The 19,695-nt window shown below is 65.7% G+C and carries 14 protein-coding genes and 1 pseudogene; 8 read left to right on the top strand and 7 right to left on the bottom strand.

The window, feature by feature from the left end; all coding sequences use genetic code 11:
• The coding region (locus tag ELY12_RS04200; RefSeq protein ID WP_126175458.1) for an ABC transporter permease at window positions 1-1,206 on the top strand (1,206 nt) is incomplete at its 5' end.
• Here the strand turns inward: ELY12_RS04200 and ELY12_RS04195 are convergent.
• The 3 genes from ELY12_RS04195 to ELY12_RS04185 form a co-directional block, all read right to left on the bottom strand.
• A complete protein-coding gene (locus tag ELY12_RS04195; protein WP_164549396.1) occupies window positions 1,203-1,610 on the bottom strand; it encodes a DUF805 domain-containing protein in 408 nt (135 codons plus the stop codon). The genes ELY12_RS04200 and ELY12_RS04195 overlap by 4 nt on opposite strands.
• A gap of 93 nt (window positions 1,611-1,703) precedes the next feature.
• Window positions 1,704-2,162, bottom strand: coding sequence for a DUF805 domain-containing protein (locus ELY12_RS04190; RefSeq protein WP_126175456.1), 459 nt, complete (start codon window positions 2,160-2,162; stop codon window positions 1,704-1,706).
• Between the two features lie 123 nt (window positions 2,163-2,285).
• Window positions 2,286-4,976 (bottom strand): TonB-dependent receptor, encoded by a 2,691-nt coding sequence (locus ELY12_RS04185; RefSeq protein ID WP_241229718.1) that lies wholly within the window; start codon window positions 4,974-4,976, stop codon window positions 2,286-2,288.
• 304 nt (window positions 4,977-5,280) lie between these two features.
• Here ELY12_RS04185 and ELY12_RS04180 point away from each other — a divergent pair, with 304 nt between their 5' ends.
• The 4 genes from ELY12_RS04180 (at window position 5,281) to typA (ending at window position 8,463) form a co-directional block, all read left to right on the top strand.
• Window positions 5,281-5,682, top strand: a complete 402-nt coding sequence (locus ELY12_RS04180; RefSeq protein WP_126175455.1) for a hypothetical protein — start codon at window positions 5,281-5,283, stop codon at window positions 5,680-5,682.
• On the top strand, window positions 5,675-6,211 hold the full coding sequence (locus ELY12_RS04175) for an RNA polymerase sigma factor (protein ID WP_126175454.1): 537 nt from the start codon (window positions 5,675-5,677) through the stop codon (window positions 6,209-6,211). Before ELY12_RS04180 ends, ELY12_RS04175 begins: the two co-directional genes overlap by 8 nt.
• On the top strand, window positions 6,208-6,534 hold the full coding sequence (locus tag ELY12_RS04170; protein ID WP_126175453.1) for a hypothetical protein: 327 nt from the start codon (window positions 6,208-6,210) through the stop codon (window positions 6,532-6,534). The genes ELY12_RS04175 and ELY12_RS04170 overlap by 4 nt, the downstream gene beginning before the upstream one ends.
• A gap of 99 nt (window positions 6,535-6,633) precedes the next feature.
• Window positions 6,634-8,463: a translational GTPase TypA gene (gene typA / locus ELY12_RS04165; protein ID WP_126175452.1), complete on the top strand. Its 1,830-nt coding sequence runs from the start codon at window positions 6,634-6,636 to the stop codon at window positions 8,461-8,463.
• A 1-nt stretch (window position 8,464) separates the two neighbouring features.
• Here the strand turns inward: typA and ELY12_RS14235 are convergent, their stop codons facing one another.
• The 3 genes from ELY12_RS14235 to ELY12_RS04150 form a co-directional block, all read right to left on the bottom strand.
• Window positions 8,465-9,265, bottom strand: coding sequence for an HNH endonuclease (locus tag ELY12_RS14235; RefSeq protein ID WP_164549395.1), 801 nt, complete (start codon window positions 9,263-9,265; stop codon window positions 8,465-8,467).
• A 440-nt stretch (window positions 9,266-9,705) separates the two neighbouring features.
• Entirely contained in the window at window positions 9,706-10,986 is a 1,281-nt protein-coding gene (locus tag ELY12_RS04155; RefSeq protein WP_126175450.1) for a TRM11 family SAM-dependent methyltransferase, read from the bottom strand.
• The gene (locus tag ELY12_RS04150) at window positions 10,983-12,302 is read right to left on the bottom strand and encodes a TRM11 family methyltransferase (protein ID WP_126175449.1); all 1,320 of its coding nucleotides are present in this window, start codon (window positions 12,300-12,302) and stop codon (window positions 10,983-10,985) included. The genes ELY12_RS04155 and ELY12_RS04150 overlap by 4 nt, the downstream gene beginning before the upstream one ends.
• Window positions 12,303-12,530: 228 nt before the next feature.
• Between ELY12_RS04150 and ELY12_RS04145 the strand changes: the two genes are divergently transcribed.
• Both ELY12_RS04145 and ELY12_RS04140 read left to right on the top strand, forming a co-directional pair.
• Complete coding sequence (locus tag ELY12_RS04145; protein ID WP_206435766.1) at window positions 12,531-13,559, top strand: hypothetical protein; 1,029 nt, start codon at window positions 12,531-12,533, stop codon at window positions 13,557-13,559.
• 102 nt (window positions 13,560-13,661) lie between these two features.
• Window positions 13,662-17,483 (top strand): autotransporter domain-containing protein, encoded by a 3,822-nt coding sequence (locus tag ELY12_RS04140; RefSeq protein WP_126175448.1) that lies wholly within the window; start codon window positions 13,662-13,664, stop codon window positions 17,481-17,483.
• Between the two features lie 57 nt (window positions 17,484-17,540).
• On the opposite strand, the pseudogene ELY12_RS14470 reads toward ELY12_RS04140, so the two are convergent.
• Window positions 17,541-17,903 (bottom strand): annotated as a pseudogene (locus ELY12_RS14470) (OmpA family protein); the annotation flags it as partial.
• Window positions 17,904-18,105: 202 nt separating this feature from the next.
• Here ELY12_RS14470 and putP point away from each other — a divergent pair.
• On the top strand, window positions 18,106-19,557 hold the full coding sequence (gene putP / locus ELY12_RS04130; protein ID WP_126175446.1) for a sodium/proline symporter PutP: 1,452 nt from the start codon (window positions 18,106-18,108) through the stop codon (window positions 19,555-19,557).
• The last annotated feature ends 138 nt before the right edge of the window (window positions 19,558-19,695 follow it).

The following is a 19,695-nucleotide window of genomic DNA, read 5'->3' as shown; positions in this document are numbered from 1 at the left end:
TGGGCCATTCGCCGGTTAGCCGCACGCGCGCCCCGTCCGCGCGATCCGTTGTGGCGCGCGGCGCTTGCGAACCTGCACCGGCCCGGCGCGGCAACCGGCACGCTGGTGACCGCGCTCGGCTTCGGGCTCAGCGCGTTCGTCCTGCTGGCCGCCGTTCAGACGAGCATCGACGGCACGATCGCCAAGCGCGTGCCGGCGCAGGCGCCCGATTACTTCGTGCTCGACCTGCCCAAGGACAAAGTCGCGCAGTTCTCCGCATTGGTCGAACGCGATGCACCCGGCGCGGCGGTGCGCGCCGTGCCCGCGCTGCGCGGTGCCATCCTTGCCTACGGACCCAAAGACCGGATGACCCGCGTCGCGAGCCTGGGTGACAACCTGCCGGAGGGCGCCTGGGCGCTGCGCGGCGAGCGCGGTCTGACGTACGCCGACGCCGTGCCTCCCGGCAACACGGTGACAGCAGGCACGTGGTGGCCGAAGGACTACGCGGGCGAACCGCTCGTCTCGGTCGACGAGGACCTCGCCAATGCGATCGGCGTCAGGGTCGGCGATTACCTGACGATCGGCGTGCTGGGGGTCGAGCGGCAGGCGCGCATCGCGTCGCTACGGCGCATCGACTGGCAGACGATGGGCTTCAATTACGTGCTGGTGTTCAGCCCCAACACGCTGGAAAACGCGCCGCACAACATGGCCGCGACGATCGAACTGCCCGGTGTTGCCGCCAAGGGGGCGCTGCTCAAGAGCCTGGTAGCCGCCTTCCCCTCGTCGAGCGTGATCGAGACGGGCCCGGTGCTCAAACAAGCGCGCGAGCTGCTGAGCCAGGTCGGCCTCGCGACCCTGGCGGCCGCGTCCGTCGCCGTGCTGGCGGGCCTCGCCGTCCTGCTAGGCGCGATCGCCGCCGCGCGCGCGCAACGGACCTACGATACCGTCGTGCTGCGCGTTCTCGGCGCGAGCCGGCGGCAGGTGCTGCTGCTCGCGCTTGCCGAGTACGGCCTCCTCGCCGCCGTGCTGGCGCTGGTCGCGCTGGCGCTGGGTCTCGGTGCCGCGTGGGGCGTGGTGACCCAGTTGTTCGACTTCGAGTGGCTGCCCGGCTGGAGCGCGGTGCTCGGCGTGCTCGCCGCGGGCCTGGCGCTGGTGGTCGCCTTCGCGCTCGCCGGCGCATTGCCGCTGCTGCGGGCCAAGCCCGCGCAGGCGCTGCGCGAGCTCTAGCTGAACACTCCGGCGATATCCTGCTCGCCGAGCGGCGGGCCGTGGCGGTTTTCCACGCGCTGCCCAGGCAGGCTCATCCACAGCAGGTAGCCAAGCCAGCCGAGGAAGTTGAGGATCAGCAGTCCGGCGAAGATCGCGATCAGCAGCGCGCCGGACAAGTTCATATCGTGGAGCCGCCGCGTCGTCAGGGCGAGGCCGGGCACGAAGTTCGCGAGGAAGAACAGGATCCAGCCCCCGAACCAGACGAGGGCCAATACGTCCTGTTCACCCGTTGCATCGCTCAGGATCATTCCGACCGTGAAAATCGCAAGATAGCCAAGTGCGAGGAATGCGCAGTAACACCAGAACTCCCGGCGACCGGATCGCCCCCTGAACTGCGCGTATTGCCGCAGCGGCTGGACCATCCAGCCCAGCCAGTTTTGGGGTAAGGGAGTGCTCATGACATCGAAACGGCCCGCTTCCTCAACGGAAGCGGGCCGCTCGTAAACTCCGAAGTCTTAAGCGAAAGTTTCGGCTTCCCCCTGTCCCTTGGGATCGGGGCCGAAGCGGTTCGGGCCCGGAGTGCCCGGCAGCGCCATCAGCACCAGGAAGGCGATCGAGATCAGGAAGCCGACCAGCGGGATCATCCCCCCGATGATCGCCCCGAGGTACCACCAGCCGCTCATGTCCCGGTCGTGCAGGCGGCGAACGGTGACGGCGATGCTCGGCAGCAGCACCGCCAAGGCGTAGACCACGATCAGCAGCCCCATTCCGCCGAACAGCGCGCCGAGGCCCGCTGACGGGTTGCCGTTCATGTCGGCATTGAACATGCCGGCTGCGCCACCGGCACCGAAGATGACCAGCATCAGCACGGTGACGACGATCGCGTTGAGCAGCGCGAACATCCAGTATTCCATCCGGCGCGAACGGCCGGTGAATTCGGCGTACCGCTTAAACGGCAAGATCATCCATTCCATGTCGATTTCCCCCTCGTTGTTATCCCTGAATGGCAGGGAATCATAACCCCGCCCCGCGCGCAACAAAAAAGGGCCCCGCGAACGGGGCCCTTTCCGGTTTCTGCAATAACGCGACGGGCGAAATCAGAACTTGAACCGTGCCGAGACACCATAGGTGCGCGGCTGGTTGGTGTAGCCCGAAATCGACTCGTCCTGCGCCACCGAATCGAAGATGTCGGTGATATTGCGGTCGTTGAGCAGGTTGCGGCCCCACACGCTGACTTCCAGGCCCATCGCCATCGCATAGGTGAGCGACGCGTTGACGTTGTTGACCTCGCTCCGGAACGGCCGCGCCGCGGCACGCGCACGGGTGTAGTCGCGCTGTCCGTTAATGACATCGACGAACGCCAGCAGGCCGGGCTCGACCTGGATCGGCGAGGCGTACGAGTAATCGCCGCGCAGGATCAGGTGATCCTCGCCGATCGGCTGATCCCATTGCCCGCCGAACACCGCAGTCAACTTGGGGATGTTGCCGATCGTCTCACCCGAACGATCGCCCAGCGGCGAGTTGGGGAAGCTGTCGTACTTGGGATCGAGATACGTGACCGCGAGGGTGAGCGTCAGCTCGTCGCGCGGGTGGACCATGCCTTCGAACTCGACACCGTCGGTAGTCTGCTTGTCGGCGTTCGAGAAGATGAAGCCGGTGCCGGTGAAGGTGTTCGTCTGGAAGTTCGAAATCGACTGCCGGAAGAACGTCAGGTTGGCCGAGGCTAGGCCCCAGTTACCCTTGATGCCGAGCTCGTACACGGTCGAGTTCTCGGCGTCGGCGAAGCGGGTGCCGGCGGCAAGGTTGGTCACCGCCAGGCCCGCAGTCTTCAGCGCCGCAACGTCGGCCGCCGTCGGACGGCTGTCACGCGACAGGTTGAAGCTCGGCGCCTTGTAGCCGGTTGCGTACGATGCGTACACGTTCAGCGTCGGACTGACCTCGTAGGCGAGGCGCGCGGTCCAGCTCCAGTCGCCGTCGCGGGTCGAGCAGCTCTCCACCGCGTTCGGGCAGTTCTGGAACGGCGGCAGGAACTGCAGCGGTTTGAGCGCCAGGATCGGCGCGGTCGCCGCATTCACCCCGGCCACGATCGCCGCGTACTGCGGAGCGAAGTTGGTCTGGAAGAACGCCAGCTGCTGCGCGTTGGCGAGCGTCCCGGCGGGCAGGCCAAGGAAGCCACCAACGGTGCGAGCGATGTTCACCTGATTCGCGGTCGCGCGGATCGCGTCGAGGTTGAGGCCCGAGAAGACATCGGTGCTAACCGAGTCGGTAACGATGTCCTTGGCGTCGTGAGTGTAGTTCGCCCCTAGAGTCAGGGTCAGCGCTTCCGAGATATCGAAATCGACGTTGCCGAAGATCGAGTAGCTCTCGTCCTTCTGACGCATGTCGTTGAAGAAACCTTGCCCGGCCTGGAAGAACTGGTTGATGTAGTTCTGGCCAGTGAGCGCGCTGAACTGCGCCTCGATCGAATCCACGGCCGCGTCATTGGGCGGGCTGGTGATCGGACCGCCGATCAGGATGTTGGCGTAGTTACGGAAATCAGGGCCGTAAACGATCTGGTCCTGGGTGTGGACCTTCTCGTTGAAGTAGTAGCCGCCGATGAGGAAGTTGAGCGGGCCGTCAAAGTCCGAGGCGAGCCGCAATTCCTGGGTGAAGGTCTTGAGGTGCGCCTGGCCGACGTTGGCGCCGGTTGCGGTGCGGGCCGAGTTGAAGTCGACGTCCTGGTCGGCATTCAGCTTGGTGTCGCGGTAGGCAGTGATCGACGTCAGCGTCAGCGCGCCGAGCTCCAGGTCGCCCTGGCCCGAAACGCCCCAGTTCTTGACGATGCTGGTCGGTACGACGTCCGAATAAACCACATCCGCGTCGGGATCGAACGGGGTCGGATTGACCCGGCCGCCAACGGCTTCAACCGCCGAGGTTGCCGCCGAACGCTGCACGTTGAACACCGCGCAGCACTTTTCGTCGATCTTGTCGGTGTCGGCGATCAGGCGGAACTTGAACGTATCCGACGGCTCGAACAGCATCTGGGCGCGGGCGAACCAGCGGTTGCGGTTGTTGAGGTCGTCGTTGTTGTAGAGGTTGGTGACGTAACCGTCGCGGCGGTTGTAACCGGCCGAGACCGACGCGGCGATGGTGTCGGTGATCGGGCCGGTCAGGTAGCCCTTGACCACCATCGCGTCGTAATTGCCGTAACTCGCCTCAACGCTGCCGCCGAAGTCGAAGCTCGGCGCCTTGCTGACGATCGAGATCACGCCGGCCGATGCGTTCTTGCCGAACAGGGTCGACTGCGGGCCGCGCAGCACTTCGACGCGTTGGATGTCGGGAAGGTCGCTGATCTGCGCGATCGCGCGGCTGCGATAGACGCCGTCGACGAACACCGCGACCGAAGGCTCGAGGCCCAGGTTGTTGCCGCTCGTGCCGAAACCACGGACCGAATAGGTGGTCGCGAATTGGCTCTGGCTCTGAGTCACGCGCAGCGACGGGACCACGGTGGCGAGGTCGGTCACGTCGCGGATCTGCGCGCGCTCGATCGTCTCGGCGGTGGTCACGCTGACCGCGACCGGTACGTCCTGCAGGGTCTGCTCGCGCTTGGTCGCGGTGACGATGATCTCGTTGCCGGTGCCCGAATCCTCGGCATCGGCATAGTTGTCGGCATCGGTGTTGGTCTGTGCCTGCGCGTCCTGCGCGGCGGTGTCTTGCGCCTGCGCGATTCCCGGGAAGGCAAGCGTCGCGACGCCGGCGAGCAGAGCGAAACGGGCCGGGCCGGCGAAACCGGAAACGGTTTTGATCATGAAATGCAAATCCTCGTCCGATGCGGGCGACGCTTGTCCGGCGCGAACCATTCGCGCGGCGCGGCGACCCTTAGCTGACAGACGAGTCAATAGACGCGCGCACGCGGCGTTCAAGCGCGCTTGTCGGCCACTATCAGTTGCTTGTCGGACTGTGGCGCGGGCGACACATTTAGGCGCCTGAGCCTCGCCCGTACGCCTCGGTTGAAAAAATTTCGCGTCCGGCTCATCCAATCGCGCAAGCAGCGGCGTCTAGGAGATGAGCGGCGGGAGGGGCCTGCCGCGAACACTTCGCAAAGGAACTGCCATGCCTTCCACCGAAATGGTCCTGATGATCGTCATCACCATCTGCCTGCTGGGCGGGCTCGCCCTGATCGTCCGCTTCTTGAGCGGCTGGCTGATGCACCGCACTTTGCGCAAGGCGATCGAGCGCGACTCCGCCGTTGCGCCCGCCCTGATCGACCGCATCGAGGCGATGGACTCCGGCCGCAGCGCGCTCGGCAACGACGACCGCAACGGGATGGTCCTGATCGCCCTCGCGATCGCCATGACCGGCTATGCGCTGATCGCGGTCGATGACCCGGGCGTGATCCGTTCGATCGTCGGCGGGGCATTGTTCCCGCTGCTGATCGGCGCCGTGCTGCTGCTGCGACGCAAGCTGCTCAAGCGCGAGTTGGCGGAAGAAGCCGCGGCCGATCGCGGTGCATGACGAAGAGCCAGCGCTCCTCCAACGCGCCGCGCGCGGCGACCAGGCGGCATTCGCTGCGCTGGTCGCTCGGCATGAAGCGCGGCTGCGCCATTTCCTCGCGCGCATCGTCGGGCCGGCAGACGCGGACGACCTTGCGCAGGAGGCCTTCGTGAAGGCGTGGATCGCCCTGCCCCGTTATCGGGCGGACGCCAGCTTCGGCGCCTGGCTGACGGGCTTCGGCTGGCGCGCGGCGCTCGACCATATTCGCCGGGCAAAGCGCACGCAGGCGCGTGACCAGCAATGGCACGGCGAGGCAGACCAGAGCGTTCACGGCCCGGGCTCGGCGCACGTCGAGCTCGAGCGCGCGCTTGCCGCGTTGAGCGAGCAGGAGCGCGCGGCGCTTGTGCTCACGCACGGCCACGGCTGGTCGCACGGCGAGGCGGCGCAGATTCTCGGGCTGCCGCTCGGAACGTTGAAGTCGCTCGCCGCCCGCGCCAAGGCCAAGGCCCGCGCCGCCATCGAACCTGCCACCGAGGAGTTCGCTGCATGACCGACGATCCGTTCAACGCGCTGCTCAGCGATGTTCTCACGCCGCCCGTTCGCCTCCCGGACCGGACTTTCGTCGCCCGCGCGCAGGCCGCAATCGCCGAAGCCGAGCGGTTCCGCCGCTGGCGCCGCCGCGCGCTGCGGCAGATCGGCAGCGAGGCGCTCGTTCTCACCGGCCTCGCCGGCGCGGCCATCACGCTGGCGCAAATTCCGGCGATCGGCGAAGTGCTCAGCGGCGCTCCGCTCGCGGTCCCGGCGGCGGCCGGAATACTCCTGCTCGCCTGGCTCGCGCTCGGCCAGCCGCGAGGAGCGCGCGCGCTGGTCTGATCGAGCGTGCGCAGCGGTTGTCTTCGCGGCGCCTCTCCGCTAGGGGCGCGCCACTTCGCGCGGGAACACGCTTTCGCGCCCCAGACCAAGAGACATCGCATGAACCTCCGCAACGTGGCGATCATCGCCCACGTCGACCATGGCAAGACCACGCTCGTGGACCAGCTTTTCCGCCAGTCCGGCACTTTCCGCGAGAACCAGCGGATCGAGGAAAGAGCCATGGATTCCAATGACTTGGAGAAGGAACGCGGGATCACCATCCTCGCCAAGCCGACTTCGGTCGAGTGGGCTCCGGAAGGTTCGGCCGAGCATGTGCGGATCAACATCGTCGATACCCCCGGCCATGCCGATTTCGGCGGCGAGGTGGAGCGCATCCTGTCGATGGTCGACGGCGTCATCCTGCTGGTCGATTCCAGCGAAGGCGCGATGCCGCAGACCAAGTTCGTCACCGGCAAGGCGCTCGCGCTCGGCCTCAGGCCCATCGTGGTCGTCAACAAGATCGACCGCCCGGACGAGCGCATCCAGGAAGTGCTCGACGAGGTGTTCGACCTGTTCGTCTCCCTCGACGCCAGCGACGAGCAGCTCGACTTCCCGGTCCTCTACGCCTCGGGCCGCAACGGCTACGCCAACGAGGACCCCGACAAGCGCGAGGGCAACCTCACGCCGATGTTCCAGAAGATCGTCGACCACGTCCCCGCGCCGCAGGCGGACGAGAGCGGCCCGTTCAAGTTCCTCGCCACCCTGCTCGATCGCGACAACTTCATGGGCCGCGTGCTCACGGGGCGCGTGAGCAGCGGCACGGTCAAGGTCAACGACCCGATCCGCGCGCTCGACATGGAGGGCAACGTGGTCGAGGTCGGCCGCGCGACGAAGCTGCTCGCCTACCGCGGACTCGACCGCGTGCCGGTCGACAGCGCCTCGGCCGGCGACATCATCGCGCTCGCGGGCCTCGAAAAGGCGACCGTCGCCAACACCATCGCCAGCCCCGACGTGACCGAGCCGCTCAACGCCCAGCCGATCGACCCGCCGACGCTGTCGATGCGCTTCGCCGTCAACGACAGCCCGCTCGCGGGCCGCGAGGGCGACAAGGTCACCAGCCGCATGATCCGCGACCGCCTGCTGCGCGAGGCGGAAACCAACGTCGCCATCCGCGTCACCGAAAGCGCCGACAAGGACAGCTTCGAAGTCGCCGGCCGCGGCGAGCTCCAGCTGGGCGTCCTCATCGAAACGATGCGCCGCGAAGGGTTCGAGCTCGGCATCAGCCGCCCGCGCGTGCTGTTCCGCGAAGAGAACGGCGAGCGCACCGAGCCTTACGAGCAGGTCGTGATCGACGTCGACGACGAGCACTCGGGCACGGTCGTGGAGAAGATGCAGCGCCGCAAGGCCGAGCTGACCGAGATGCGCCCGAGCGGCGCCGGCAAGACCCGCATCACCTTCTCCGCCCCCAGCCGCGGCCTGATCGGCTATCACGGCGAGTTCCTGTCCGACACGCGCGGCACCGGCATCATGAACCGGCTGTTCGAACGCTACGGCCCGCACAAGGGCCCGATCGAGGGCCGCCCCAACGGCGTGCTGATCTCGAACGCCACCGGCGAGGCGGTCGGCTACGCGCTCAACAGCCTGGAGGAGCGCGGCGTGCTCTTCCTGGGCCCGCAGGCGAAGATCTACGAAGGCATGATCATCGGCGAGAACGCCAAGCCCGAGGATCTCGAGGTCAATCCGCTGAAGTCCAAGCAGCTGACCAACTTCCGCTCGACCGGCAAGGACGACGCCATCCGCCTCACCCCGCCGCGCGTGATGACGCTGGAACAGGCGATCGCCTATATCGACGACGACGAGATGGTCGAGGTGACGCCGAAGAGCATCCGGCTCCGGAAGGCGATCCTGGACCCGCACGAGCGGAAGAAGGCGCGGCGCAAGGAAGGGTAAGCTAGGGTCGCCCTGTTTCAACCCACTGTCGTAACTCAACAATCGTCATTGGCGCCAACACATCGGTCGTGCGATGAGCCCGGCGATGGCAAGTAGGGCAGAGAATTAACAGGTCGCTGACTTTTGTTTGCCGAATTCCACTGGCAAGCGGGTCTTTGTGATGTGCATCCATCATTGCCGGATCAGCGTGCGTGAAATCGCACGCCTCGCAGGCAACGTGACCATTATGCTGAGTGGCGTTGATGCGCTTTGCTTCACGCGATACCCACGACCGCCGCTCAATCTGGCGCTGTAGGCGATAACGCCTCTGCCCCTCCGATGTAGAAAGGTCACCTGACGCTGGCGCTCCACTCGCTACCCCTCCCGGAGGAACGATCGGCGTTGCCAGAGCGTCGACAATCGTCCCAGCAATTTCGGCCGAGCATGCTGCTCCAGCGGTCTTAAAGTAGTCGTCGACATCGGTCCAATGCTTTGCGCGCAACGCCCCTAAGTTCGCCCCCATTCCGCCCTGCGCCTCAATGACCGCCTCAACAATGGATTCGCCCCCAGGTGCGAACTTCAATCGTTGTTCCGCGCTGTCAAAATTGAGGAGTTGTCCAGCAACCGATAGACGTGATCGCCAATAGATCGACGCATTTGCCAAGGAGGTTGCAGCGCCGGATTGCGGATTCGGAAATACCTGTCCGGACGCTCTCGCCGCACGGATTTCCCTGACACATTCGTCATAGTCGGCGACTTTTTGCAGTTGGCGAACCGGACCTAAAAACTCATGCATGTACAGCATGCTGTCCAGATCGAGCATGATGCTCCATGCCGTTAGATAGGGTCGTACGTCACACGCCGTGCGCTCAATTTCGGTGATCCGGGGTGAGCCCGGCGACCTGGCTCGATTGATCTGGCAATTTGATAGTGCCCAAGTGAGGAGCGCAGTAGCTTGCACTGCCTTCGTTGGAGAGAATGCTCCGCTCCCCATTAGGGAGGACAGCTGCTCACCAACGGGCGTGAGCACTACCGGAACCGTGGGGCCCCTTCCGTAAAGCAGTCCTAGTTCCGCAAAAGCTGCTACTCTCGTCTCAACGGCGCTGGTGCTAAGAGGAACAAAAAGACCCTTCATGTCGTGGTAGGTGACGCCAGCACGAGAGTGTGCAGCCATTTGCCTGAACTCGGCTGCTCGATCCCTCGCTTCTGGCGTTTCCGCTCCCGGATGGAGCATACCCATCTGCGAGGTTGGCCAAAGAAACGTCATGCTTTCTCAAAACACAGGATGTGATCGAACCTAATCATACCGCTATTCGATCGACGCGGGAACTTCATATAATGCCGCCTGATCTCGTAGGCGCATCGACCAACTAGCCGAAATCCACTCGCTTCGAACAGTGGCACCAGCAGGTCAGGCGTCGCGATCCGCCGCCCCCTGACTACGCTTTCCCCGATAGCCAAGGTATAGCGCGCGCCTGCCGGCATAAAACTCACAAATGCGCGTAAATGCGTTGCATAGTCACGGAAATAGCCCGCGACATGCTCCGCCTCCTTGCGGCTAGTTGCCTCGATAGCTGACAGGTCACTTGAAAGTGCGTCGACAAGATTGGCGGAAATCCCGCCAATTTCATCAATGATCTGGCGCAGCATCCCTCGGGAGAACCCCATTGGCAGCGATCTGAGAGTGCGTATTTCCGATGGCTGCGCCATGCCCAGCTCTTCATGTAGCCAGAAGTATTCCAGCATCTGGTTGTACACGTAGTCGATGGAATCGAGATACGGCGGCGACGTCACAACCCCGTGGACAGGTTCACCGATCTTCTCCCGCGCATCTGCCCGCCTTACGCGAGGCTGCGCCCGGCACGCCACGCTGTACTCGGACATCCCGGCGATCGCGCGGGCCATAACGATGGGAAACAACTGCCGAGGCTCAGGCGGCCGCTTAGGAAGCGTCCCGGAAACGTAGGTTTTTTGCGTCTGGTCGTCGGCGTTGGAAACGCGTCGAATGATCGACGAGAAGACCACCAAAGAGAAATCTCGCAACCGCTCGGGAAGTTGGAGGCAGCGAGCTTTGATCGCCGACAACTGAGACACGTGCTCGGGCAAGAACCAGTGACTCAGCTTCGGAACGTCTGGGGCAAGCGGAGTTGGACCGTGGCGCGGAACAGCCCACCGCCAATGCTCATCCAAACTTACTAGTTCCTCCATCGATAACGGAGTTGTCTTCACTTTCGAGATCAATACTCCGAGCGGATCGAAATCAAGTCCGACACTTTCGATCCCGATCGTCGCTGCTTCCACGAGCGTGGTTCCAGACCCGCAGAACGGATCACACAGCACACCCGATCCAGGTTCAATACATGCAAGGCGTATGAGTTCGCGGGCGACCTGGGGAACGAACTTGCCGGGAAATCGGTGGATAGTATGGGTGAAATCGCCAGTCCGAAGACCCTCGGGAAACCTGACCATACGGCCGTCGAGGACGAACAAGGTGTCGTCGTCAGCGAGATCGAGCGGCAGTTGGGACGAAACCGAGACAGTCATTGACGCGTGCAAATCACCACGCTCTCGCGCATGTCTGCCAAAAGATCGCCCGACATGACCCGGCGTTGTTGCGGACTGACCGTTAGGTGCCGTGCTACGTCCACTGTTTCCACGTTTAACCCTGCCTTTTGGAAAATCATCGCACAGATCGTGTCCGTAGGGATTAGCACACCCGCGTAAGCCGAGTTGCCAACCACGCAAATCGATCGGCCTCCAGGGCGTAGGCAAGCTTGCAAATTCAGCGCGAGCTTCTGAACGTCTTCAAAATACCCGCGTAGCGTTTGCTTGATACCCATCCGCACGCTGGTGGACTGCGGATCCATCAACTCAAGCAGTTCCTCAAGCTCTGGGACCTCGTAATCCGTGCGTCCCCGCACGGTCAGGTTATTGCGCATGCTGGTCTTGCGCAATTTCGCTAGCTCGGCAGGGGTGCTCACAAAGCCACCCATCCACAATTCGACCTTGAACGCTTCAAAGTAATCAAACCTGTTGGCGTACGGCGGGGAAAAGATAGCTGTATCGACTTCACCTACCCCAAGCACTGTGTCTCGGTCGAGGCATGACCCCTCAATCACCTTCGGAGATTTCCAGTGTAACGGTCTGAGCTTCAGGTCCTCGCTGATTGCCTGTGTCGCCTCGTCCCATCGATTGCGCACGAACGCGCGAACATCGCTCCCGAAATGACGATTGATCCAGACGCTCGCAGGTATTTCCAGATACTTACCTACTGCTCGGCGTTTTGAGCGATATTTCAGCCCGTTACCTTCCTTGAACACATTCGAACAGTCTTCAAGAATGGATAACCAGGCCAGCTTCAGCAAATTTTGGGCGGGTTCATCAGCGGTATCGATCACCGCCCTAATCCGTAGCAGTTCGTCGAGGACAGCGGGAAGAAAGAGCTTCGGCAACAGCGGCATGCTGGGCGCCTGAGCCCGGCCCCAATCCTCACAGCCAGCCAAACGCGCAAACTTGGCGAAAAGCCGCCTATCTTTGATTGAGTAATCTGCAGCCTTAGTTGCTGCTACAAACACCGCGAGCGGATTCACATCGGTGCCCACCGCCGTGACTTGCTTTCGCGCCGCTTCAATCAACGCCGTGCCGCAGCCGCAGAAGGGATCATACACGCGCTCACCCTCGCGGATCATGTTCATCATCGAAGGTGAGAAGCCTTCGCGATAGCGAAACCAACGGTGGACCGGCTGCTTGTAGCTTCCTGAAAAATTGACTGCCGCTTCGAACGCTGGCGCGCTGCGGATCGGCAGGGGGTGAGCTATGCGACGGACTACCTCAAGGTTCGCTTGGGCAACTTGCATCATTATGGACCCTTGTCTGATCTGAGTTTACGTCGCGTTCGCGTCGTGAATCACATTGGGGCGACAAACAAGGGTCCGCGACAGAATTTGCCCCGGAACGGACGAAACTGCCACTCCGGCGTGAGCTCAGACCAGCCGAGAAAACCACTTTCCTACACACGGCCAAATCTCGCATACGCTGATCGATTCGCCTTCTGTTCCGGATTGCCCAGCCACCCGAGAGCCCTCCTCATGCCCAAAGCCCCCGCCACCGCCGCCCCCGCCCCCGCCAAGCCCCGCCGTCAGCGCAAGCCGAAGAACGCCTTCGCCCTCCCCGTTCGGCCCGAGGGCGCGCCGGCGATCCCCGACTTCGCGCCGGTCCCACGGCAGGTCTATCGTCGTGACGGGTGGACGCCCGAGCGGCAGCGGGCGTTTATCGGGGCGCTCGCGGATACCGGGTGCGTCAGCCGGGCGGCGCGGATGGTCAACATGGCGCAGGCCAATTGCTACACCCTGCGCCGCTCTCCCGGGGCCGAGGAGTTCCGCCGCGCGTGGGATGCGGCGCTCGATTGCGGGCTCGCGCAGCTGAAGGACATCGCCTTCGAACGCGCGATCGACGGCGAGCTGATCCCGGTGTTCGCGAACGGCAAGCACATGGGCTTTCGCCGCAAGCGCAACGATGCGCTGCTGATGTTCTGCCTGCGCCACTACGGCAAGGATGCGAGCGGCAAGCGGACCACGATCAACTACTTCTCCTCGCGCGCCACCGCCGGGGCTGCGAGCGGCCCTTCGACAAGCTCAGGGCGAGCGGATGTGGTGGCCGGGGCGGAAGCCTCGCACACCACGGTGACGACGGTCATCACCGGGGGCGGCTCGGGCGAGGATGCGGCGGCGCGGGCCGACAAGGCCTCGGCGGCGATCGAGGGGTTCGAGGGGATGGCGCTCGACGACGAAGCGAAGGCCGAGATCATGGCCGCGCTCGAGGCCTGCGCGGCGCGCGAGCGGGCGCTGGAGGATGCCTATGCCGATCCCAAGGTCGACGCATTCGAAGCCTCGCTGGAGGACCCGGGCGAGGTCTACATGCCGATCTCGCCCACCGCCCGCCCGTGGCACGGCACGCTCGAGCCGCCGGTGATCATGGAGGAGGTCGAGCTCGACGGGGAGGAGGCTCACTGGACGCAGCTCGGGCGCGAGAAACCGGAGTGGCTGGTCGAGTGGCAGAAGTCTGGCGCCGGCGGCGAAACTAATATAAGTAAGTCTGATCCAACTGCTCCTGATTAAAATAAATCGCGCCTGCGTTAATCGGCCGGTTTAACTCCATCTTAAATATCTTCGTCGATCCCGAGTGACATCGGGAGGGGGCTCAATCGCAGGAGCCCCGATATGACAAAGAAAAATGCCGGTCTGATTCGCAAAGCCGGCCTCGCGTGCGGATGTTCGATCGCCGCGCTCGCTTCCACTCCAGCCCAGGCGCAACTGGTCTGCGTGCCCAACCCGTTGGGCGTGCTCGATTGCGGCACCAGCGACCCGGCGGGCACGATCAACCTGCCCGCGCTCGCCCAGCCGGTGACGGTGCTGCTGCCCGATCCGTTCGCCAGCACCGCTTCGGTCCTGATCGACAGCACCGGGCCGATCACGCTCGACGGCGACATCGTGGTCGACACGCTGCTCGACAACCAGCCCGCGCTCGACCTGACCTCGGACGCGAACATCTTCGCGCAGGTCACCTCGCTGACCACGCAGGGCGACAACAGCGCCGGCGCGGTGCTGAACGCGGTCGACGACGTGCTGCTGGTGGTCGACGACACCGTTTCCACCCTCGGCGATTTCAGCGACGGGATCGACGTGACCGCGGGCAGCGTGAACGTCAGCCTGGGCGAGCTGCGCACGGTGGGCATCGAGTCCGACGGGGTTGAGCTGGTCGCCCTGAGCGGCCCCGCGACGCTCAACGCCGATCTGATCGAGACGCTTGGCAGCAGCTCGACCGATGCGATCCTGCGCGCGGCGGGCGGGATCGGCGTCAACGTCGGCGTGCTGCGCACCGGCGGGGACCAGGCGCTGGGGCTCGACCTCCAGTCCGACGCGACCGCCTGCGCGGTGCTCGGCGCCGGATCGTGCGACATCGACGCGGTGGTTGGGAACATCACCACCGACGGCTTCGGCTCGATCGGCGCGCTGGTGGTTGCCGCGGGCGACACCGACATCGCGGTCGACGTGCTGCAGACCGGCGGCGACGAGGCGGCGGGGCTCGACCTGTCGGCCGATCCGACCGCCTGCGTCGCGCTCGGCGTGGGCTCGTGCGACACCGCGTTCACCGTCAACAACCTCGCCACCAACGGCGCGCGCTCGCCGGGCGCGATCGTGCACGCGGTGGGCGATATCGACGGCAGCGTCGGCATCCTTTCGACCCAGGGCGACGATGCGATCGGGCTCGACCTCGCGAGCGACCCGACCGCCTGCGCGATCCTCGGCGCGGGCGCGTGCGAGACCTCGTTCAGTGTCGGCCAGTTGACCACCGAGGGCGCCGGCGCGATCGGCGCGCTGGTCCGCGCGGCGGGTCCGACGACCGCGAACATCGGCGTGCTCGAAACCGCGGGCGACGGCGCCACCGGGCTCGACATCGCCGCCGACCCGCAAGCCTGCGTGGTGCTCGGCCTTGGGCAGTGCGTGACCTCGATCACCGCCGACCGCATCACCACGCTGGGCGATCTCGCCGCGGGCGTGCTGGTGGTCTCCCCGGCGGACGTCGTCGCTAACCTCGGAATCGTCGAGACCGCCGGTCTCAACGCGCCCGCGGTGTCGATCATCGCCGACCCCGCGGCGTGCGTACTGCTCGGCACCGGCGCGTGCGACGCGACGCTGACCGGCGACCGGATCACCACGCTGGGCGACGACAGCCTGGGCGTGCTGGTCAACACGCCCGGCCAGATCGTCGCGGACCTGGGGCTGGTGACCACCGACGGCGACGACTCGCCGGGCATAACGCTGATTACCGACCCCGCGGTCTGCCTGCTGCTCGGCGCGGGTAGTTGCGGCGTGATCCTCGGCGGCGGTCCGGATGGCGAAGGTCCCGACGTCAACACCGGCGGCGACAATTCGCCCGGCGTGGTGGTCGACAGCCCCGGCCCGATCGATGTCGATGTCGATGACGTCGACACCGATGGCGACAATTCGCCCGGGATCGACATCGACGGCGCCGAAGGCCCGATCACGGTCGACTTCGGCGACGTGACCACCGACGGCGACAATTCGCCCGGCGTTGATGTCGACGGCACCGGCCCGATCGACGTCGTCGGCGACAGCGTCACCACCGGCGGCGCGAACTCGCCCGGCGTCATCGTCACCGGCGACGATGATCCGGTCACCGTCACCGTCGGCCCGGTCACCACCACCGGCCCCGGATCGAACGGCATCGACGTGACCACCACCACCGGCGACCAGACCATCGTCGCCGGCCCGGTCACGGTCACCGGCCAGGGCAGCAGCGGTATCGTCGGCACCGCGACCGGCTGTGCGGATGTCTCGATCACCGCAACCGGCCCGGTCAGCTCGGCGAGCGGGATCGGCATCGACGCCGCGAGCGCTTGCACTGTCACGGTCACCACTTTGCCCGGCGCTAACGTGTCCGGCGGCGTCGCCGGAATCGAGGCGACCTCGGGCACCGGATCGACCATCACTGTCGGCGGCGGCCTGTCGAGCACCGGCGGCCCGGCGCTTGACGCCGATGGCGGCGCGGCGACCGTGGTCGTCGGCCCGACCGGCAGCATTACCGGCCGCATCGACTTGACCGACAACGCCGACAGGGTGACCAACAACGGCACGCTCAACGTCACCCAGCCGAGCGACTTCGGCGCGGGCGCGGACCTGTTGACCAATAACGGCACGATCCGGGTCAGCGGGGTACAGACCCTCGCCGGGCTCGAGACGACCGCCAACACCGGCCTGATCGACCTGCGCGACGGGGCAACCGATGACCGGCTGACGCTGCCCGGCGCCTATTCGGGCACCGGCGGGGCGCGGCTCGGGGTCGATGTCGCGGCAGGGCAGGCGTCCGACCGGTTGATCATCGGCGGCGCGGCAACCGGCAGCACGCAGGTGCTGGTCGCCGGCACCGACGGATCGTTTGTCAACGGCGCGATCGTGGTTGACGCAGGGGCCGGCACCTCAGCGGGCGCATTCGTGCTGCCTGAGACCACCGCCGGGCTGACCGACTACACCCTGGCGTTCAACAGCGGCGCGAACGACTTCCTGCTCTACGGCACGCCAAGCACCGCGGCGGTCGGCGCGGGCTTGCTCGCAGCCGGCGCGCGCGAGGTGTTCTACCGCGGCAACGAAGCGGTCGCGGCGCACTTGGAAGCGGGAAGCGGCGGCAGCGCCGATAACCCGCGCGTTTCGCGGGCGCTGTGGGGCCAGGCCTTCGGCATGGTGCAGGACCGCGACGCGGGCATCGACACTACCGCGTTCGGCCAGGCGCGCAGCTACGACCTCGGCACGCGGCAGGACTGGTTCGGCCTGCAGGTCGGGCTCGACCTGATGAGCGGGGTGCGTTCGGCGCTCGGCGTCACCGCGGGCTATGCCGACAGCCGGCTGAAACTGCAGGCGGCGCCGGCGCGGATCGACTACTCGGCGTGGAACCTCGGCGTGTACGGCCGGGCAGACTTCGGCGCTGCGTTCATCCGCGGGCTCGCCAAGTACGAGCGCTACTCGGCCGAATACCTAGTACCGAGCGCGGGTGTGCGCAGCGATGTCGACGGTGACGGCTGGGGCGGCTGGCTCGAACTCGGTGCACGCTTCGGCGGGGACCGGTTCTTCATCGAGCCGGCGGCCTCGATCGAATACGCGCGGATCGATTTCGACGACTTCACCGCCGCCGGAACCGGCTTCGCGTTCGACGAGGAAGAAGGCCTGCGCGGCAAGGCGGGCGTGCGCTTCGGCGCGGTGGTCGACACCTCGCCCAGTCTCGTCACCTTCTACGGCAAGGTGCAGGCGATCCACGAGTTTGGCGGGCGTGACCGGTTCACGCTGTCGAACACCGGCGGATCGCTGGCGTTCGATGCCCCGCGCACCGACACCTATGGCCGCGCGACGGTCGGCTTCAGCGCCGCGATGGGCAGCGGCGTGAGCGGCTTCATCGAAGCGAGCGGCGACTTCGCGGGCGGAGTCAGCGGAGGTGGCGCACGCGGGGGGCTCTCGATCAGGTTCTGATCGTCCCGCGGGCAAGACCGGAGGGGCGGGCGCTTAAAGGCGTCCGCCCCTCTTGTGTTACCAGCCGCTCCCAGGGCCGAAGGTGATCTCGACCCGGCGGTTCTGCGGCTCGCGCACGCCGTCGGGCGTTTCGACCAGCGGACGGCTCTCGCCGAACGCTTCGGTCGTCATCACTCCGTCAGGAATGCCGCGTCCGGCGAGATAACTGCGCACGTTCGATGCCTCGCGCTGCGACAGGCCGACGTTGTAGTCCGCCTCCTGAGAGCGGTCGGTGTGGCCGCTGATGATGACCTGCGCCTGACCGCACGACTGATAGGCCTCTGCGGCATTGTCGAGGATCGCGGCGGCCTGCGGGCTCAGCTCGTCGCTGTCCCAGTTGAAGAACACCATGAACGGCCCCGCCACGCACTCCTGAGCCGCCGCGGGCTGCACCGTCGCGGGCGCGCTGGCGGCCGCAAGCAGCAGGCCGCAGAAAATCTTGCGCATTCGTATTTCCCCTCGCACGCGGGAACGTCCCGCATCCACCTCAACTGGTGCCAGATTGCGCTGCGGTGTCAATCGCATGGGGACCGCGCACTCCGCCCCGCTTCCCACTGCGCTGCCCGCCTGATAGCACCCGGCCATGCAGACCGGCGTCATCATCAGCCTCGCAGCCTATTTCATCCTCATGCTCGCCATCGGCGTTTACGCTTGGCGCAAGACCGCGGCGAATACCGAAGGGTACCTGCTCGCCGGGCGCGACCTGTCGCCGTCGGTGACCGCGCTGTCGGCGGGCGCGAGCGACATGTCGGGCTGGCTGCTGCTCGGCCTGCCGGGCGCGCTCTATGCGAGCGGGCTCGTCGAGGCGTGGATCGCGATCGGGCTGTTCGTCGGCGCGCTGGTCAATTGGATCGTGGTCGCCCCGCGCCTGCGTCGCCAGACCGAAGCGCTGGGCGATGCGCTGACGATCCCCGAATTCCTCGGCAACCGCTTCCCCGACAAGGCAGTCGCACTGCGGCTGACCTGTGCGGTGATCGTGGTCGTGTTCTTCACCGTCTATACCGCGGCCGGGATGGTCGGCGGCGGCAAGCTGTTCGAGACCGCGTTCGGCGGCGCTTACATGACCGGCATCTGGGTCACCGCCGGCGTGGTGCTGGTCTATACGATGATCGGCGGGTTCCTGGCGGTCAGCCTGACCGACTTCGTGCAAGGCTGCATCATGTTCGGCGCGCTCATCCTCATGCCGCTGGTGCTGCTGTTCGGCAGCGACATCAGCCTGACCCAGGTACCGCAGGAGGGATACCTGAGCCTGACGCACGGGCTGACTGCGGTCGGCTGGTTGTCGGCGGTGACCTGGGGACTCGGCTACTTCGGGCAGCCGCACATCATCGTGCGCTTCATGGCGATCCGCTCGGCCGACGAGATGCCGGTCGCGCGCAACATCGCGATGGCGTGGATGGGCGTGTGCCTATTGGGCGCGATCGGCGTCGGCCTCGCGGGGCGGGCGTTCGTGGTCAAGAACGGCATCGCGCTGGAGGACAAGGAGACGATTTTCATCCTGCTGGCGAACCTGCTGTTCCACCCGCTGGTGACCGGGTTCCTCTACGCCGCGCTGCTGGCGGCGATCATGAGCACGATCAGTTCGCAGCTGCTGGTGTCCTCGTCCTCGCTGACGGAGGATTTCTACCGCCTGTTCCTGCGCAAGCAGGCGAGCGAGCGCGAGGCGGTCATGGTCGGGCGGATCAGCGTGCTGCTGGTCGCGCTGATGGGCATCTCGATCGCGAGCAATCCGGACAGCCAGGTGCTCGGCCTCGTGGCGCATGCCTGGGCCGGGTTCGGCGCGGCGTTCGGGCCGATGATAGTGCTCGCGCTGACCTGGAAGCGGATGACGGGCGCGGGCGCGGTGGCCGGGCTGGTGGTTGGCGCCGCGGTGGTGATCGTGTGGATTGCCGCAGGGTGGGACAAGGCATTCCTCGGCGGGCCGGGCGTGTACGAAATCCTGCCGGGATTCGTCGCCTCATGGGTGGCGATCGTGCTGGTGAGCCGGATGGGCGCGCCGGCGCCGGCGGCTGAGGTCAAGCCCACCATTCATTAGGGCGCTGTTAACCACAACGCGCGAAGCTGCCGCGGTATGTTTCGCCGCGCCTTCCCTGCCCTGCTCGCCCTGACGCTGGCCGCGTGCGGCAACCTGGTGCCGGGCGGGCGGGCGCCGGCCAGGCCGCAGCTCGCCACC

The organism is Tsuneonella rigui, from assembly GCF_003958625.1.
GTDB classification, from domain to species: domain Bacteria; phylum Pseudomonadota; class Alphaproteobacteria; order Sphingomonadales; family Sphingomonadaceae; genus Tsuneonella; species Tsuneonella rigui.
This window is presented reverse-complemented; position numbering and strand designations above follow the sequence as displayed.

What these genes read in the sequence shown, in the direction of transcription:
- ELY12_RS04195 (WP_164549396.1), bottom strand. Translation starts at nt 1,610, where the DNA reads ATGGTCCAGCCGCTGCGGCAATACGCGCAGTTCAGGGGGCGATCCGGT.
- ELY12_RS04190 (WP_126175456.1), bottom strand. Translation starts at nt 2,162, where the DNA reads ATGGAATGGATGATCTTGCCGTTTAAGCGGTACGCCGAATTCACCGGC.
- ELY12_RS04185 (WP_241229718.1), bottom strand. Translation starts at nt 4,976, where the DNA reads ATGATCAAAACCGTTTCCGGTTTCGCCGGCCCGGCCCGTTTCGCTCTG.
- ELY12_RS04180 (WP_126175455.1), top strand. Translation starts at nt 5,281, where the DNA reads ATGCCTTCCACCGAAATGGTCCTGATGATCGTCATCACCATCTGCCTG.
- ELY12_RS04170 (WP_126175453.1), top strand. Translation starts at nt 6,208, where the DNA reads ATGACCGACGATCCGTTCAACGCGCTGCTCAGCGATGTTCTCACGCCG.
- typA (WP_126175452.1), top strand. Translation starts at nt 6,634, where the DNA reads ATGAACCTCCGCAACGTGGCGATCATCGCCCACGTCGACCATGGCAAG.
- ELY12_RS14235 (WP_164549395.1), bottom strand. Translation starts at nt 9,265, where the DNA reads ATGCTCGATCTGGACAGCATGCTGTACATGCATGAGTTTTTAGGTCCG.
- ELY12_RS04155 (WP_126175450.1), bottom strand. Translation starts at nt 10,986, where the DNA reads ATGACTGTCTCGGTTTCGTCCCAACTGCCGCTCGATCTCGCTGACGAC.
- ELY12_RS04150 (WP_126175449.1), bottom strand. Translation starts at nt 12,302, where the DNA reads ATGATGCAAGTTGCCCAAGCGAACCTTGAGGTAGTCCGTCGCATAGCT.
- ELY12_RS04145 (WP_206435766.1), top strand. Translation starts at nt 12,531, where the DNA reads ATGCCCAAAGCCCCCGCCACCGCCGCCCCCGCCCCCGCCAAGCCCCGC.
- ELY12_RS04140 (WP_126175448.1), top strand. Translation starts at nt 13,662, where the DNA reads ATGACAAAGAAAAATGCCGGTCTGATTCGCAAAGCCGGCCTCGCGTGC.
- putP (WP_126175446.1), top strand. Translation starts at nt 18,106, where the DNA reads ATGCAGACCGGCGTCATCATCAGCCTCGCAGCCTATTTCATCCTCATG.